Below are 15,425 nucleotides of genomic sequence, written 5' to 3'. Positions count from 1 at the left end.
TAGGCTATTCTGAAAGGAAGGGTGAAGCCGTATGGCAAAACAGCAGATCAAAGCGGTTTGCACACACGTTTTTCAGAATGGAGGGGAAACCTGCGACCGGAAACGATTTACAGAGAAATGGGTAGAGATGATCAATCGTATCGAACGGACAGAAACGAAAATTACGGAGAAAAGGCAATGACAAAAGTGCAGTTATGCGTTACAATAAAAGTAGGAAACAGCTTGTTCTTATCTGAATGAGGGATAGAACATGAAAAAAGCAGCAATTTATTGCCGTTTATCCGAGGAAGATAAAAACAAGCTATGTACGACCGATGATTCGGGCAGCATTCAGAATCAGAAAGCAATGCTGGTGCAGTATGCAGAAGAACAGGGGTGGGAAGTTTATCAGATTTACAGTGATGATGATTATACTGGTGCAGACAGGCGGCGGCCGCAGTTTAAGCGGCTGCTGAAAGACGCAGAACAGCACAAGTTCGATATTATCCTCTGCAAAACACAGTCACGTTTTACCCGTGAATTGGAACTGGTGGAAAAGTATATCCACGGTCTGTTTCCCATCTGGGGTATCCGTTTTGTCAGCATTGTAGATAATGCGGATACGGACAATAAGGGCAACAAGAAATCACGTCAGATCAACGGTCTTGTAAACGAATGGTATCTGGAAGATATGTCGGATAACATTCGCAGCGTACTGACCAACCGCCGTGTCAACGGTTTGCATATCGGTGCGTTTGCACTGTACGGCTACCGCAAAGACCCTGACCGCAAAGGGCATTTGCTGATAGACGAAGAAGCGGCAGCAGTAGTCCGTGAGGTGTTCAATCTGTTTGCACAGGGATATGGGAAAACTTCGATCGCCCGTATTTTGAACACACGCGGGATTCCCAATCCCACCGAGTACAAACGACAGCATGGCTTACGCTACAAGCAGGCGGTGAGCAAAAACAGCACCTTGTGGAAATACTTTGCGATTGCGGATATGCTGGAAAATGAAATTTACATCGGCAATATGGTGCAGGGCAAGTATGGCAGTGTGTCGTATAAAACCAAGCAGTGTAAGCCGCGTCCGAAAGATCAGTGGTATGTTGTGCGTGGTACGCACGAGCCGATTATTGACCAGGAACTGTGGGACAAGGTATGTCGGCGGCGAGCAGAGCGCAGCAGACCGTTCAGTGATGGAAAAATTGGTATTTTCGCACGCAAAGCACGGTGCGCATATTGCGGCTATACGCTTCGGTCCTCCAAGACGCAGGACCGGCACTATCTGCAATGTCCGAATCGGCATATCTCTGTGGAAGCCTGTCCCGGTGCGTTTATTGCGGTCAGCCATTTGGAGGAAGCTGTACTGGAAGAGCTGAACCGGATGGCGCAGGAATTTCTCGATAAGGATGAAGCGGCCGAGAGCGTAGCGTTCTGCAAGGATTTGCAGAAACAGAAGAAATGCCTGCAAAAGGAGATCAACACCTATCGTCAGAAGCAGGAGGAATATACAACAGGCATTCGCAATCTGTACCTCGACAAGGTAAAGGGACTGCTGACAGAGCAGGACTATCTTGCTATGTCGAAAGATTTTGCCGGAGAGCGTGATCGGCTGGAGCATGTGATCGAGGATGGCGAAAAGCAGATGCGAGAACTTGAGGAGCGAATCGCTATCGGAGATAACCGCCGTGCACTGGTCGAGAAGTACATGAACATTGAGCACCTGAACCGCGAGATGGTCGATACGCTGATTGACTATGTGACTGTCGGTCGGCGCGCAAAGGGCACGAAAACGGTTCCCATAGAGATTCATTGGAATTTTTGATCAATTATCATTCAATGAGTATACCGCGTATGATAATATACAGAAATGTGGCGATATATACGCTAAAATGGTGCGAAAAGCCTAAAGGATTGTTCTCGTAAAGGTGTAGCTTCCGCTGCCATATCCTCAAACAGATCAGTGATCGGGTCGCCTTTGGACTGGAACGTTGCGGCGCTCCACGGCACACCGGAGGCCGACTGTGGGTAAATGCCGGTCGTGTGATCGACAAAGTAGGCGTCAAAGCCGCCCTCCTTGATCTGCTCGGGCGTGAGATTGCGCGTCAGCTGGTACACGATGGCGGAGATCATCTCCATGTGCGCAAGTTCTTCCGTGCCGATGTCCGTCAAAATGCCCTTGCATTCCTTATACGGCATGGCGTACCGCTGGTTGAGATAGCGCATGGACGCACCCAGCTCGCCGTCCGGGCCGCCAAGCTGAGAAATAACAATTTTGGCGGTCTGCGGATTCGGATTCTTGATCTTTACCGGAAACTGCAATCGTTTATCGTATGACCACATCAGTCCTCAGCTCCTTCCCACGGCCACGGATCGTCGATCCACGTCCAGTGTCCGCTGCAGGTATCCACCTCGCGGGCGGTCAGCGGACCGAATGCGTCCTCGTACTCGGCGGCGGCCTTGTCAAACGCCGTGCGCATTTCGTTGTAGTATTTGAGCGCGGTAGCGTTGTCCGGATGGCCGTCGAGGTACTCGATCACCTCAACGAGCGCGAAATCGTACATGCGCACGCGCCCGAGCAGCTTCTCCTTGTCGGTCATTGCGGCACGGCCTCCTCTCCGAGAAACGGCTTGTCGAGTGCCGGAAAGATCGTGCCGCGCGAGAACGCGAGCACCGGATCATACGGCGTATCAAATTCCTGCGTCGGCACAAAGGCCATCGCAAGCGAAAGCAGACCGGCAGGGATACTCTCCTTGGTCTGTAAATGATTCTGCATGGTTATTCTCCCTTCGTATAAGGTAGGAGTTAGGAGATAGGAGTGGATAATGATTCACCCCGCCCTGCAATATCATCACGATACCGCCTAACTCCTCACTCTCAACATACGCCGTTGGGTCTTAACAAGTTCCGACATTTATGTTATACTAATAGTACTCTTATAAGGGGAGGCATGAAAAATGGAGCTTTCTAAAATCAGAGAACAAAGTGCGAAGGCGGCAGAGCAGGTTTGTGAGGCAGCCAAGCTGAAGATCGGCGACCTGTTTGTGGTCGGCTGCTCGTCAAGTGAGATTCTGGGCGAGAAGATTGGCACGCATTCCAGTGTAGAGGTAGCCGAAGCGGTATTCGAGGGCATTCACAGCGTACTGCATGAGCACGGCGTGGAACTGGCGGCGCAGTGCTGCGAGCACCTCAACCGTGCGCTGATCGTGGAGCGTGCTGTGGCAGAGCAGTTCGGTCTGGAGGAGGTCAACGTCGTTCCGCAGCCCAAGGCAGGCGGTTCGTTCGGCACGACTGCGTACAAGCGCTTTGATGATCCGGTGGCGGTTGAGTCGCTCAAGCAGAGCGCCTCTGCGGGCATGGACATCGGCGGAACGCTGATCGGCATGCACATCAAGCCGGTGGTCGTACCGCTGCGCATTGAGACCAAGAAGATCGGCGAAGCCGTTCTGCTGTGCGCACGCCGCCGTCCGAAGTTTGTAGGCGGCAGCCGCGCAGTCTATAACGAAAAACTTTTGTGAGGATTTTATGGGATTAAAAGCAGTTTTTTTCGATCTGGATGACACGTTATACACCAGCTTTCGGGCAGGGGACGCCTACGCCTACGAAAAGCTGGAGGAATGGGCCATCAGCACGTTTGGAGACAAAGGCAAGGGGTTTGCGGACGCATTCCGCGTCAACCGCAAGCGTCTGGCACGGCAGCAGCCTGCCATGCCGCCTACGCATGACCGTGTGCTGTTTGCACAGGGTGCACTCGAGCGCATGGGCCTGAACGCCGTTCGCTATTCGCGCGAGGCATTCCGCGTGTACTGGAATGCGGTGTTCGCTAAGATGACCTTGCGCCCGGGCGTGGCTGAGTTTTTGGACGAGTTGCGTGCGGCGGGCGTTAAGGTGGCCATCTGCACCAACATGCTGGCGGATATCCAGATGGAAAAGCTGGAGTACCTCGGCATTGCCGACAAGGTGGACTGCCTTGTTACGAGTGAGGAAGCCGGTGTGGATAAGCCGGGTTCGGCGATCTTCTGGCTGGCGATGCACAAATGCCGCTGTCTGCCGGAGGAGACCGTCATGGTCGGCGACAACTTCACGCACGATATTCAGGGCGCACTCGATGTTGGCATTGACGGCGTGTGGCTCAACTGGACGGACAAACCGAAACCGGTCGGTGAGCTGTCCTATACCGAGGTACGCACATTTGAGCAGGCAGCGGCGCATATCCGCACCCTGCTCTGATAAGTTAGGGAGGACAAGAAAAGACATGCAGCATTTTGACTACAAGCCGCACGGCGTATGTCCGATGAATATTTCGTTCGATCTGGACGGCGATACCGTGCACAACGTATCCTTCAAGGGCGGCTGCAACGGCAACCTGCAGGCGATCAGCCGCGTGGTCGAGGGCATGACCGTGGAGCAGATTGAAGGCTACTTCAAGGGCATTTCGTGCAACGGACGCGGCACAAGCTGCTCGGATCAGCTGGCGACAGCGGTTCGCAAGGCGAAAGACGCGGAATAACACAAAAAGAACCGATATCTTGCGATATCGGTTCTTTTTTACGCTTTACTCGGCGGAAAAATTCCGCAGAACGGTCAGCTTGGGCGCTTCTGCGCCGGTTTCGCGCACACATACGCCGAGCCTGTAGGCGGGATCGGGGAAATCCGGCACAAATAGGGAACCGGGTGCGCCGACGGTGATTGCCGGCGGCTGACAGGCGATATCTACGCAGAACTGCCGCAGCAGCCGCAGACCGCGGCCGTCGGCCTTGACGTAGCTTTCCTTGAGCGCCCACAGTGTGTAGAACGCGTTTTCGCGCTCGGCAGGCGAGAGCGAGGACAGGTACTGCACCTCATCGGGGTGGAAGAAGCGGTCGGCAATATTGGGTTTGAAGGAGCGGCACTGCTGAATGTCTACGCCGACCGGGTGGTCGCTCACCGCACAGACTGCCCATGCGGCGGAATGCGACAGGCTGAAATGGACATCCGGCGCGGCGGTCAGATACGGCTTGCCGTTCTCGTTCGCGGCAATGTCGAGCGGGCGCGGCACGGACGGACAGCAAAGGCGGATTGCCTCATCCAGCAGCAGGGAAGCAGTGAAGCTCTGCTGACGGGAGGTGCCGTGCAGGCTGTCGATATACGTCAGCCGCGCGGCGGACAGGCGGGAACGAAGCGAAATATTCATAATATCGGCGGCCGCTGTGGACAGGGCGAAAAGATGGGTCAAAGTAATGCTCCTCTTGCAACATTCATGTGATTTGCTGTCTGATTAACGAATAAATGCATCAGTTCGGTATTCATAATACCGGTTTGCGTCTGGTTTCTGTGTAAACCAATATACCTCCAACCGGTTTCGCTGTCAACAAGTTTCGGCAAGACGATTATTTTTCGCATATCTGTTTTTTGAATACCGGAAAGGCTTCACAGATGATGGCTGCACCGCCTTGCATTACAGTTCAAGATGGCAGCAAAGCGAGCGCTTTCTCAATCTTTTCAATCAGCCCTGAATCAGCCGGCAGCCATTCCACGCTTTTCAGTGTTTCCTTGGTCAGCCATCGCGCTTCGGCGGCCTCTAACAGTTCAAGATTACCGCGAACCAGCTGACACCAGAAGCAATCCATTGAAAGGTGAAAGGTCGGATAATCAAATTCAACGGTATCAATCAACTCGCCAACCGAAATCTCGGAGGCCAGTTCTTCCCGGATTTCTCTTTTTAAGGCCTCCTGCGGCGTTTCGCCGGACTCGATTTTTCCGCCGGGAAACTCCCACAGTCCCTTAAAGTCACCGTAGCCGCGCATGGTGGCAAAGATTTTTTCGCCATCACGAATGACTGCGGCGACCACTCGGATTGTTTTCATAAAATGCCTTCCTTATCCGACTACCAGCTTGTTCGTCTTGCGAAGATACTTCGCCGGAATCGGCTGGTCCAGATGCCATGTAATATTCATTGGCTTGCTGCCGGTGTGCTTCACATAGGCTGCTGTTCCAAGACAGGTATACGGTGCAGCGCCGATGCCATCCTGCTTGAACTCCCGCACGAAGAGAACGACCTTGCTGCCGCGCTGCCGGTGGTTAATATAACGCTGACCGGTGCTTGCCGTGTCGGATGTGGTGCTTTGACTTTGCCAATGGAACAGGCTTTCGTTGATCGAATAGTCGTTGTACATGGTAGTCGGTGAGTAGTCCTTGTCCGCCTTGTTGAGCGTGATAAAGAACACATTGACCTGCTTGTCCGGCAGCCACTTGACACCCTCCCGCACATTTTTCGGCACTGAAATAAATAGATGCTCCAAGCTGCTCGGCTTGAAGCTGCCCACAAAAAGCTCTCCGAAATTGGGGTCCTTTAATACAGCGCGGAAAGCACTTCGGCTCTGTTTCAGAATTTCCTCTCGATGAACGACAAACAGCAGACGGGGCTTCGAACCGGAAAAGGCTTTGCAGAACCGTCGGTAATCAAAGGCAGAGATTAAGGTTTTTCCGGTGCCGGTTGCTGCAACGACAAGATTGCGGTAATAGCCGCGAACCTCGCGCTCTGCCTGCAGGCGATCCAAAATCTCCTGCTGGTAGGGGTAGGGCTGAATATCGAAAACGAACTGCATCTCGCTTGTCGGATTGGCCTTGCCGTTTGCTGACAGTGCACGCTCCAGTCTTTCCCTGCACCCGCCCTCATAGACTTCAAAGCTGGCGGTGTTCCAATAACTATCGAAGGTTGCTTCCATCTTCTGAATGGTTGGCAGCATATCCTTGGTTGTCAGCTTAACATTCCATTCCAGTCCGCTGGACATAGCCGGATTGGAGAGGTTGGAAGAACCGACATACGCCGTGGTAAAGCCGGTTTCACGATAGAACATATACGCCTTTGCATGAAGTCTGGTACGCTCGGTATCGTAAGATACACGGATTTCTGTGTTGGGGAGCTTGCGAAGCGCTTCCACCGCTTTCACGTCCGTTGCGCCCATGTATGTTGTCGTAATAACGCGGAGCCTGCCGCCACGGTCCGCAAAATGCTGAAGATCATCGATGATTAAACGAAGACCGCTCCATTTGACAAACGAAACCAGCATATCAATGCGGTCTGCGGAGGCGATTTCTTTCTTCAGCTCGGAAAACATCTGCGGCTCATGAACTGCTCCGGTAAATAAGCTGCTTTGCGCAATCGATGTTTCGGGGCGAGGGAGGTCCTTTGCTTTTTTCCGGCCGATGCGCATCATAGGATCATCGCGGGACAGCAATGCGAATAACTGCTCGCCCTCATCGTCCACAGTAAAATCGCGCAGGTCATCCTGCGCTGTCTCCTGCGAAATCAGATCAACAATTTTGTTGACCAGATTTAACTGCGCAGAAATATCGTCACCGGCAATGCGGTCAAGACCTTTGTGAACGACTTCGGACAGGTACTGCGTTAAGACCGAGGAGGACTCGGCAGCATCGATTTTCTCGACATGCTTGCTGCCTTCCGGAAGCTGACACAGCTCATCTTTGATTTCGGTATTCACTACTTGCTCGTAAAGGCCTTGTTTAAGCATGAAAGAAGTCTCCTGTGCGATAGCGTAATTCGTAATAGGTGTTATTCCTTGAACTGTTTTGAGTAATTTCGACAATTTTATTGTACTCTAAACCGCAAGGAAAATCAATCCATTCATCAGCGTCCAACCTTCAAGCTCTCTGTGGCAGCACTGTGTTCGCTGACACGGCGTTCCAAATCCTCAAGAGAGTAAATGCCGTTTGCCCGGAGATAATTGAAGGTATCGTTCATCTCCTTTAGGTTGCTGATTTTACCTTTTTGGGAATACGCCCCGGCTTTGCGCTGGGTGTAATAGGCGTTCAGCAGAGAAACAAGGTCGGGTGCCTGCGGCTTGGCAAGCTCTGCTTTTGCTTCGGCAATCCAATCGAACAGGAGAGCGATTTTCTTCTTGATGTCTCGGATAACGGCATTGGTTGCCTTGATCCAGCGGTTGAACTCGCCTTTCTCGGTGCGGATGCCTTTCTTCTCCATTGCCCGGACGGTTGCGCCCTCATGGACGGTGGGAAGTAAATCCACGCCTTGCTGACCGTAAAAATAATCGAAACTCACACGGCTTCACCACCTTCTTTCTGCGGAAAACTTTCTGTTGTCAGCGGAATGCTGCGGAAAGCCATATCCGTCTTTTCGTAAGGACATCGGGCAAAATAGCAGAAGCGGTATTCCTGTTCATACGCATCCATATTAACGAAGCCCCACTTCACGCATGACCTTTTTCGTACACCAACCAATGCACGGGTGATCTCGCCCATAGGGACAGCCATCACATTCCGACTTGGGTTTCGGTGGCAAAGAGATTAAGTAGTAGCAATGATTTCTACCCAGACGGCAACCCTTTCTGCCATTCGTCCAGAAGTAGCAGTAATGGCAATCGCTCGGCTTGTCTACGGCATAAACAGGGTTGCTCAAATAAAACACCTCCAATCTCTTGTATTTGCCCATGGTTTTGGACAAAAAAGAGCGCCTATCTATCCCCGATGCGGGGCAAATAGACGCTCTATGTATACAACCATATTCAATTTTATCTGCCATAACAGCGTGATACTGAAAACATCTGCCTTTTTTGATTAGCAGGAGAGGTATTTTCATTAGCAAGAACAGCCCATTTTCTGCTAAACATTAGCTGGCGATTTTGTCTTATAACCGCAGTTCGATTCCGGAGGGGTTGTCAAAAATCAAATTTGGAGTAGGATTTTATCTCATATAGTGAAAGAGCTTTTTCACAGTTTTTTATATAAGAAAAGCCGAAAACCCTTGAAAACAAAGGCTTTCGGCGTTGTTAGCTGGCGTCCCAGAGAGGATTTGAACCTCCGACCCCACGCTTAGGAGAAGCCCCCCGCCGGTTTCGCCCGTGTTCACCCGAGTTCGTGGGAGTAAGTCGATGCATGCGGTCCCGTGATGCAGAGTCGCTTTGTGTTCACTGTGGTTCATGGAAGATACAGGCAAATTAGACGTTTGTTAGACAATTTCTAATACGGGGGAAGATGCGTATTTTTTTCGCGCGCCAATATTAGACGGTTTTACATGAAATACAGCACTGTTCTTCACATCATAAATCAAGCAAAGGATACTATATAATATATCATAATTCCACGCAAATGAAAAGAGAGCACTTGATCACGGGTGCTCTCTTAGATGGGGGAGGGTTAGCCAAGATTGTCGGCAAGCGCGCTCAGAATCTTGAGCAGGTCGGGGTTTTCGGAGATTTTTTTCAAAAGCGACGGATCGATGCCGGAAGGAGGATTGACAGCAGGGGATGCTTCTTGCGCATCCGGGATTTTGCCACGGTAAAAACTTGCTCGAACAGCTCGGCGTTATTTTTGCGGTTCTCGTCCATGACATGGGCGTACTGATCTGTCACCATCTGGGCTTGCGCGTGACCGGAGTCACCTTGGACTGATTTGATGTCACCGCCAGTCAGCTGCAATTTGTAAGTGATGCTGGAATGGCGAAGCGAGTGGAAAACAACTTTTGGCAGGTCGTTTTTCTTAATTAATGCTTGGAACATCGCAGTAATCCGTGACTGCTCCACCGGGCTGCCCAGACCATGGGCCAAGACCAAGTTGTAGTCAGTGTACTCGTCACCGAGCGCCTCCTTGGTGCGCTCCTGCTCGCGCTTCCATGCCTCAAGCTGGCGCGCAACAGTTTTCGGGATAAAAACTTTGCGAATGCTAGATTCCGTCTTGGGCTTTTTCAAGACGAGCATGGTTTTGTTGCGCTTCGAGCTCTGAGGGAAGATAAAGAGAACGTCCTTTTGCTCGAGGGACTTCATGGCCGTCTTGTCGACACGCTGTAGTTCTTTCGTGATAATGATGGATGCTGTTCCGTCTGCGATGCTTTTCGGAGAAATATCGACGCAGTCCCAGGTCAGGCCGAGAATTTCACCGATTCGCATGCTGCACGCAAAGGCAAGATTGATTGCCAGCTTCAGACGGGCATCATCGCAAACATCGAGTGCAAGAAAAATCGTCTCAGCATCCCAGACTTCACGTTTTTGGGGTACAGCCTTAGGAACAGTGGCATGGAGAGCTGGATTTTTCTCCATAAGCTCCCATTTGACAGCTTGATTGAAGGCGCTCCGCAGCAAACTGTGGACTTTGCGGACTGTCGCCGGCTGAACAAAACCGGAATCCTTTGCCCCGCGCTTCTGGGTGACATGGGAAACAGCGGGGGTTTTCAGCAACTGCTGATAATATTTCTCGAGGATACGCGGCGATATTTCGCAAAGATCCATTTTGCCTATAATCGGCGAAATATAATTTTTGATAAGGCGCGAATTGCTGGAAAAAACGGACAATGACCATGTTGCTTTGCCATAAAGAGAAATATACTCTTTTAAGAGATCGTTTACGGTCTTACAGGTGGGAACATCCAGCGCGCCGAGCTCCTGACGATGCTCGATCTCTGCCTTACGGCGCTTTGCATCAGCCAGGGTTCGATACGTTTCCCATTTTTGCTTGCGCTTTCCGGATACTTCATCATACTCGTAATGCACGACGAGAAAACGATCGTTTCTATGTACGATTGATGCCATTATTTCACCTCAAATTTCATGTTTATTTTCCTGTTGGAGCAAAATCCACTGGATTTCATCTCGCGAAATCAAATACTTTGCGCCGCATTTCTCCGCGGCGAGTTCGCCGCTTTGAATCATTTGGCGGACATCATTATATGTAATGTGCAGGAGGACAGATGCTTCCTGCATCGAAAAAACCGACTTTGTTTTGTCGATTTCGGTGCAAAACCTGCTCTGATCGGCATGCCAGCGCTCGAAACTCTCTTTGGTCACGCGCCGACGGCCAGCGATAAAAACGAAGTCGAATTTGTCTCGATCCGGGCCATAAAGGAGGATGTGGTAAACAGCCTTGCGAGGAATACCTAAAATTTGTGCAACTTCGGGCATTGTCATCGTCTGTGCTTCAAGAGCAGCATCTCGTGCTCGGTCGGCTCGGGTACGGTATCTGGTTTGCGTTTTATACCAATCTAAAAAATCGCGCTTGGAAATGCGAAGCCAGCTATCAACTTTAAAAGTTTTAATGTTGTAACGTTGAATAATATCGTATATGGTACTGAAGCCTATGCCTAGCTCTTCGGCAAGCTCTTGCGGGGAATAGGATTCTGCACGAAGTACTTTGCCGGGCGGCGGCCTATGGACCTTTTTGTGCTTGACTTGTCGGGCATACCAATGCTCGAAACTGTCTATTATGATTCGAATCTTGCCGTTGATAATAGCGGTCTCGAAGCATTGCTTTTTAACAAGCCAGTACGCATCGGTTTTACCCAGGCCAAGTAGGCGCTGCATCTCCGGGACGGACATTGTAGTCTTTTTCTTTTTTGTCATGGGGATTCTCCTTCGAAAATAGTAGCCAGGTCATTTGACCTAGCTATATTTTAGTTGATGTATAGCGACATTGTTAGGATGTCGAACAGTTGAGCGACATCCTTGACATCAGCAGGATTGGCCATTAAGCCATTCGTCAAAGCTGAATTTGGAAATGCGGATTGCGGTGCCGATTTTAAACCAGTGGAACTGACCGGTTTTCAGCAGCTGATAGACGCTTCCACGGCTAATGCCCAGCATTTTCTGCAACTCAGCGACCGTATAGCAACGCTTGTCGGTGCTGATAGGGATACTATCGATATTTTGCATAAAAATTACTCCTTTTGCTCGTTAGGTGGTATGATGCGGATGATGTGCTGTGGCGGCAGGCCTATGCTCTCGCGAATGCCTAGGTCGATGCACGACATATGGATTGGTCGCACATGACCCAAATAGCGGATGATTTGCGATTTACGTATTGTCTGGATCTGTTCGGCCAAGGCCATGCATGGCTTGTCCAGACCGCGTTGATGCCGCAAGACGTAGTGTGTTGGCATGTCTGTTTTTTTGATTTCAGTCGTAAGAGGAACGACGATCAGGGTCGGTGCAAATCTGTTGCCCTGTTCGTTCTGAACGACAACAACAGGACGGGTGCCTCCTTGAATGTGACCATGATGCTCGCCGAGGTCAGCAAGGTAAATGTCACCTCTGCGAAAACTCCAATTTTTGTTAATCATAGATTTCCACTCCTATTATGTAACGTGGGCGGAGAAGATCCCGCCCACGGTGAATTTCTATTGCTAAAGATTATGTTTCCCGAGAATTTGTCTCTGACGCCCCCTCAGGATCGCAGGCATTAAGCCTGTAGGGAGTCAATCAAGCGGTCGGCTGCGATAACCGACCTCATGGGAATTTCACCCCTTCACTTTCGCGTGAAGCCTCGTACGGAAGTATCTTTAAAAAACGTGAAGGATCGTTGCTGAATATCGCTCGCTCCGATACTTGCAGCGAAGTCACGCTCTTGCCAGTTGGCAATCGTGGCGATCGGTCGCTGATGTAGCTCCCCAACACGGGTTGGACTTGATTGACTGATATTGACTTGTCAAAGAACATGTAAGGATTAATGATCCTTACATAATAATTGTATATTATTGCGAAAGAAGTAACAGGTACAGGGAGTACGGATTACCCGAGTTCAGTTGTTCTGCGATTGGCAAGAAGAATATAATCTGTGCTTGCGTGGAAGAACTTGGACATGGCAATAACCAGATCAAGAGATGGTGTGCGCTTTCCGCGTTCAATTTTTCCAATATGTTCGAGACTGATTCCTAAAGCTTCGGCTAGCTTTTCCTGGGTTAACCCTTTTTCCGTACGCAGCATTTTGATGCGCAGCCCGAGTTCAATTTGAGCGAAATAGTCCATTTGTTAAACTCCTAATTGTTTATTTTAAGGCTGTTTTAGCCTTTCAGTTAAACAATTCAGTTTTGCGGTAAGAAAAGTGAATTTTTGGCGCAACTTTGCTGGTAGAAAATATGGTCGATATGAAATTGAACACTGAAGATCTGCTTCGCTTGCTATTTGTGCGGATGGATGGTAAAATCAATACATAGAGAAGTGATTACCGCTGAAAGGAGATGTTACAGATGGGGAGATTTGTAAATCCAGATAACAGTGCATTTCAGGTCGCGCTGAATGCGGAGATCTATCTCGACAAGACAGGTCTGATTGCATATGCCAACCGCGTGTTGGATACTCCGGATGCCTATATCTGCAACAGCCGACCGAGAAGGTTTGGAAAATCCTATGCAGCGAATATGCTCGCGGCGTATTACAGCAGAGGTACAGATTCCGAGAAAATGTTTGCAGATCTGGACATTGGGAAAACCCCTCTGTTTCGCACGCACCTGAACCGCTATGATGTTATTCATATCGATGTTCAGTGGTTTCGCTCCTATGCGGATGGCAATATCGTTTCAGTCATCACAGAAAGCGTAATGGAGGAGCTGCGAGATATCTATCCGGATATTCTGCCGTCCGAGGTTGCTTCTCTGCCGGATGCCTTGTCTCGTGTGCGCGAAAAGACCGGACGGAAATTTGTTATCATCATTGACGAATGGGATGTGCTCATTCGAGATGCATCGGCTGATACAAAAATCCAGAACGAATATATCAGCTTCCTGCGCGGTCTCTTTAAGGGAGTCGAGCCGACAAAGTATATTGCGCTTGCCTATTTGACGGGTATTCTCCCAATCAAAAAAGAAAAAACGCAGTCAGCACTCAATAACTTTAACGAATTCACCATGCTGAGCCCCGGTCCACTCGCTCCGTTTATCGGTTTTACTGAGGACGAAGTGCAGCGGCTTTGCAGCACATATCACCGGGACTTTGGCGAGGTGAAACGCTGGTATAACGGCTATCTACTGAACGGTCAGCAGATCTATAATCCGAGGGCAGTCGTCAGCGTGATGCAGCGGCAGGAGTTCCGCAGCTACTGGTCGGAAACAGCATCGTATGATGCGATTGTTCCGCTCATCAACATGGACTACGATGGTCTGAAAACCGCTGTCATCGAAATGCTGTCAGGCGCGTCGGTCAAAGTGAACACCGCGACATTCAAAAATGATACGGCAAATATCAACAGCAAGGACGATGTGCTGACCTATTTGATCCATCTCGGCTATCTTGGCTACGATCAGAGGGAAAGAACCGCATCCGTTCCAAATGAAGAAATCCGCCAGGAACTAACCACGGCCGTGGAGAGTAAGCCGTGGAATGAGATGCTACTGTTTCAACAGGAGTCTGATAAGCTGCTCGATGCAACGCTCGATAGGGACTGTGCCGCAGTAGCAGAGCAGATCGAGAAGATTCACAATGAATATACGTCAGTCATTCAGTACCATAACGAAAATTCGTTGAGCAGTGTTCTGACGATCGCCTACTTGAGCGCGATGCAGTATTATTTTAAGCCGGTTCGTGAACTGCTGGCCGGCCGCGGATTTGCGGATTTCGTATTTCTGCCTAAACCGGAATACCGGAGTGATTATCCGGCGCTGATTGTCGAGCTGAAGTGGAACAAGAACGCGCAGACCGCTTTGCAGCAGATTAAGGATCGAAATTACCCTGCATCGATTGTGCAGTATACGGGCGATATCCTGCTTGTTGGCATCAACTATAACAAAGACACCAAAGAGCACGAGTGCGTGATCGAAGAATATAGAAAAAGATAAGCACAGCCGTTAAGAGTAGATTTACAGCCTCTCTTAACGGCTGCGTTATATAATGCAGGGTTTTACCTATAAATTTGCGGATAAGATCTCTTTATAGCCCTATGCAGTAACTCGTGCAGGGACAGCGTTATCGTGTAAATAATGAACAATAAAATTCGCTATATTGGTGTCCAATGGATATAATAATAGCAGGGAGTGATATGAGTGTCGATAGAACAGCGCAAGGCAAAAATTTTAATCAACAAGGCAGGCGGAACGGCTGGCGCGGATGCGAAAAACTATCGCGTGGCACTGCCGTCCGCCTGGATAAACGAACTGGGGATTGACGAAGAATCGCGCGAAGTTGTGCTGCAGTTTGATGGTGAATCCATCACGATACGGCGTGCTGTATCGGGCGGCTACTCAGACTTTGTGGATACCGCTCGTCGGCACGGACATGAGCTGCTTGTCCTGCATTTTTACGATGGTAACGCACTGTGTACGAAAATCTGCGCAGACAGAACAATGCGCACGCTGGCAATCGAAAATCACACAGCGGATGTGTTACGGACGGCATTTGGTGTCAACCAAAACCCGACTTGGGACGATTTGCAGGAGCTTTTAGAAAGCCGCTGTGTGCCGCGTCAGCGAGACGGCCTGCGCTATTATTTAGCGGAACTGGGACTGGAAAAGTATGAACCGTTGGAAATCATTCGCAGGACAGAAGGCCGCATGGCAGAGGACAACTGTCGCCTTGTGATCATGGAGGGATGAGCGTGGTAATCAAGCGGACGACAGGAAACCGCATTGCAGGAACTCGTCAAAGGGCAATCAGGAGAAGTGGCAGGAGGACGGCCGCTGGTTTAAGCTGGATATGTTCGGCTATGAAGGGCTGGCGGAAACTGTG

General features: G+C 50.2%; 19 protein-coding genes and 1 pseudogene. 7 read left to right on the top strand and 13 right to left on the bottom strand.

Annotation, left to right across the window (positions count from 1 at the left end; genetic code table 11):
* The first annotated feature begins 31 nt into the window (after positions 1-31).
* Positions 32-181: a hypothetical protein gene (locus DXB00_RS16590; protein ID WP_188885711.1), complete on the top strand. Its 150-nt coding sequence runs from the start codon at positions 32-34 to the stop codon at positions 179-181.
* A 69-nt stretch (positions 182-250) separates the two neighbouring features.
* Positions 251-1,807: a recombinase family protein gene (locus DXB00_RS02415; RefSeq protein ID WP_119214472.1), complete on the top strand. Its 1,557-nt coding sequence runs from the start codon at positions 251-253 to the stop codon at positions 1,805-1,807.
* Between the two features lie 62 nt (positions 1,808-1,869).
* Here DXB00_RS02415 and DXB00_RS02410 read toward each other — a convergent pair whose 3' ends face one another.
* From DXB00_RS02410 to DXB00_RS02400, 3 genes are read right to left on the bottom strand one after another with little or no spacing between them, the layout of a single operon-like run.
* Positions 1,870-2,325 carry a manganese catalase family protein gene (locus DXB00_RS02410; RefSeq protein ID WP_119214471.1) on the bottom strand — a complete coding sequence of 152 codons (456 nt, stop codon included), beginning with the start codon at positions 2,323-2,325 and terminating at the stop codon, positions 1,870-1,872.
* Complete coding sequence (locus DXB00_RS02405) at positions 2,325-2,582, bottom strand: spore coat protein CotJB (protein WP_119214470.1); 258 nt, start codon at positions 2,580-2,582, stop codon at positions 2,325-2,327. The genes DXB00_RS02410 and DXB00_RS02405 overlap by 1 nt, the downstream gene beginning before the upstream one ends.
* Positions 2,579-2,758, bottom strand: a complete 180-nt coding sequence (locus DXB00_RS02400; protein WP_117491585.1) for a spore coat associated protein CotJA — start codon at positions 2,756-2,758, stop codon at positions 2,579-2,581. Before DXB00_RS02400 ends, DXB00_RS02405 begins: the two co-directional genes overlap by 4 nt.
* A 181-nt stretch (positions 2,759-2,939) precedes the next feature.
* Here DXB00_RS02400 and DXB00_RS02395 point away from each other — a divergent pair, with 181 nt between their 5' ends.
* Genes DXB00_RS02395 through DXB00_RS02385 form a run of 3 tightly spaced genes read left to right on the top strand, consistent with a single transcriptional unit; the run spans position 2,940 to position 4,492 of the window.
* The gene (locus DXB00_RS02395; protein WP_110437247.1) at positions 2,940-3,500 is read left to right on the top strand and encodes a TIGR01440 family protein; all 561 of its coding nucleotides are present in this window, start codon (positions 2,940-2,942) and stop codon (positions 3,498-3,500) included.
* Between the two features lie 7 nt (positions 3,501-3,507).
* The gene (locus DXB00_RS02390) at positions 3,508-4,212 is read left to right on the top strand and encodes an HAD family hydrolase (protein WP_118729725.1); all 705 of its coding nucleotides are present in this window, start codon (positions 3,508-3,510) and stop codon (positions 4,210-4,212) included.
* Between the two features lie 25 nt (positions 4,213-4,237).
* A complete protein-coding gene (locus tag DXB00_RS02385) occupies positions 4,238-4,492 on the top strand; it encodes a TIGR03905 family TSCPD domain-containing protein (RefSeq protein ID WP_118729724.1) in 255 nt (84 codons plus the stop codon).
* Positions 4,493-4,537: 45 nt separating this feature from the next.
* Here the strand turns inward: DXB00_RS02385 and DXB00_RS02380 are convergent, their stop codons facing one another.
* The 10 genes and pseudogenes from DXB00_RS02380 to DXB00_RS02330 all read right to left on the bottom strand — a co-directional run bounded on the left by DXB00_RS02380 (position 4,538) and on the right by DXB00_RS02330 (position 12,734).
* The gene (locus tag DXB00_RS02380; protein ID WP_118729723.1) at positions 4,538-5,197 is read right to left on the bottom strand and encodes a 4'-phosphopantetheinyl transferase family protein; all 660 of its coding nucleotides are present in this window, start codon (positions 5,195-5,197) and stop codon (positions 4,538-4,540) included.
* Between the two features lie 229 nt (positions 5,198-5,426).
* Entirely contained in the window at positions 5,427-5,828 is a 402-nt protein-coding gene (locus DXB00_RS02375) for a (deoxy)nucleoside triphosphate pyrophosphohydrolase (RefSeq protein ID WP_118729722.1), read from the bottom strand.
* Between the two features lie 12 nt (positions 5,829-5,840).
* Positions 5,841-7,496 carry a DUF3427 domain-containing protein gene (locus tag DXB00_RS02370; RefSeq protein ID WP_118729721.1) on the bottom strand — a complete coding sequence of 552 codons (1,656 nt, stop codon included), beginning with the start codon at positions 7,494-7,496 and terminating at the stop codon, positions 5,841-5,843.
* Positions 7,497-7,624: 128 nt separating this feature from the next.
* Positions 7,625-8,026, bottom strand: a pseudogene (locus tag DXB00_RS02365) (MobQ family relaxase); the annotation flags it as partial.
* 14 nt (positions 8,027-8,040) lie between these two features.
* Positions 8,041-8,244 carry a hypothetical protein gene (locus DXB00_RS02360; RefSeq protein WP_243022698.1) on the bottom strand — a complete coding sequence of 68 codons (204 nt, stop codon included), beginning with the start codon at positions 8,242-8,244 and terminating at the stop codon, positions 8,041-8,043.
* Positions 8,245-9,203: 959 nt separating this feature from the next.
* Entirely contained in the window at positions 9,204-10,526 is a 1,323-nt protein-coding gene (locus DXB00_RS02350; protein ID WP_243107138.1) for a tyrosine-type recombinase/integrase, read from the bottom strand.
* 9 nt (positions 10,527-10,535) lie between these two features.
* Positions 10,536-11,333 carry a helix-turn-helix domain-containing protein gene (locus DXB00_RS02345; RefSeq protein ID WP_118729718.1) on the bottom strand — a complete coding sequence of 266 codons (798 nt, stop codon included), beginning with the start codon at positions 11,331-11,333 and terminating at the stop codon, positions 10,536-10,538.
* Positions 11,334-11,441: 108 nt separating this feature from the next.
* A complete protein-coding gene (locus DXB00_RS02340; protein ID WP_118478688.1) occupies positions 11,442-11,642 on the bottom strand; it encodes a helix-turn-helix domain-containing protein in 201 nt (66 codons plus the stop codon).
* Between the two features lie 5 nt (positions 11,643-11,647).
* Complete coding sequence (locus DXB00_RS02335; RefSeq protein WP_243022697.1) at positions 11,648-12,049, bottom strand: type II toxin-antitoxin system PemK/MazF family toxin; 402 nt, start codon at positions 12,047-12,049, stop codon at positions 11,648-11,650.
* Positions 12,050-12,497: 448 nt separating this feature from the next.
* Positions 12,498-12,734, bottom strand: coding sequence for a helix-turn-helix domain-containing protein (locus DXB00_RS02330; protein WP_118729717.1), 237 nt, complete (start codon positions 12,732-12,734; stop codon positions 12,498-12,500).
* 221 nt (positions 12,735-12,955) lie between these two features.
* Between DXB00_RS02330 and DXB00_RS02325 the strand changes: the two genes are divergently transcribed.
* Positions 12,956-14,539, top strand: coding sequence for an AAA family ATPase (locus DXB00_RS02325; RefSeq protein ID WP_118729716.1), 1,584 nt, complete (start codon positions 12,956-12,958; stop codon positions 14,537-14,539).
* A 204-nt stretch (positions 14,540-14,743) separates the two neighbouring features.
* Positions 14,744-15,292 (top strand): AbrB/MazE/SpoVT family DNA-binding domain-containing protein, encoded by a 549-nt coding sequence (locus DXB00_RS02320; RefSeq protein WP_118729715.1) that lies wholly within the window; start codon positions 14,744-14,746, stop codon positions 15,290-15,292.
* Positions 15,293-15,425 lie beyond the last annotated feature (133 nt).

It is taken from the genome of Butyricicoccus sp. OF10-2 (assembly GCF_003481925.1).
Lineage (GTDB): Bacteria > Bacillota > Clostridia > Oscillospirales > Butyricicoccaceae > Agathobaculum > Agathobaculum butyriciproducens.
This window is presented reverse-complemented; position numbering and strand designations above follow the sequence as displayed.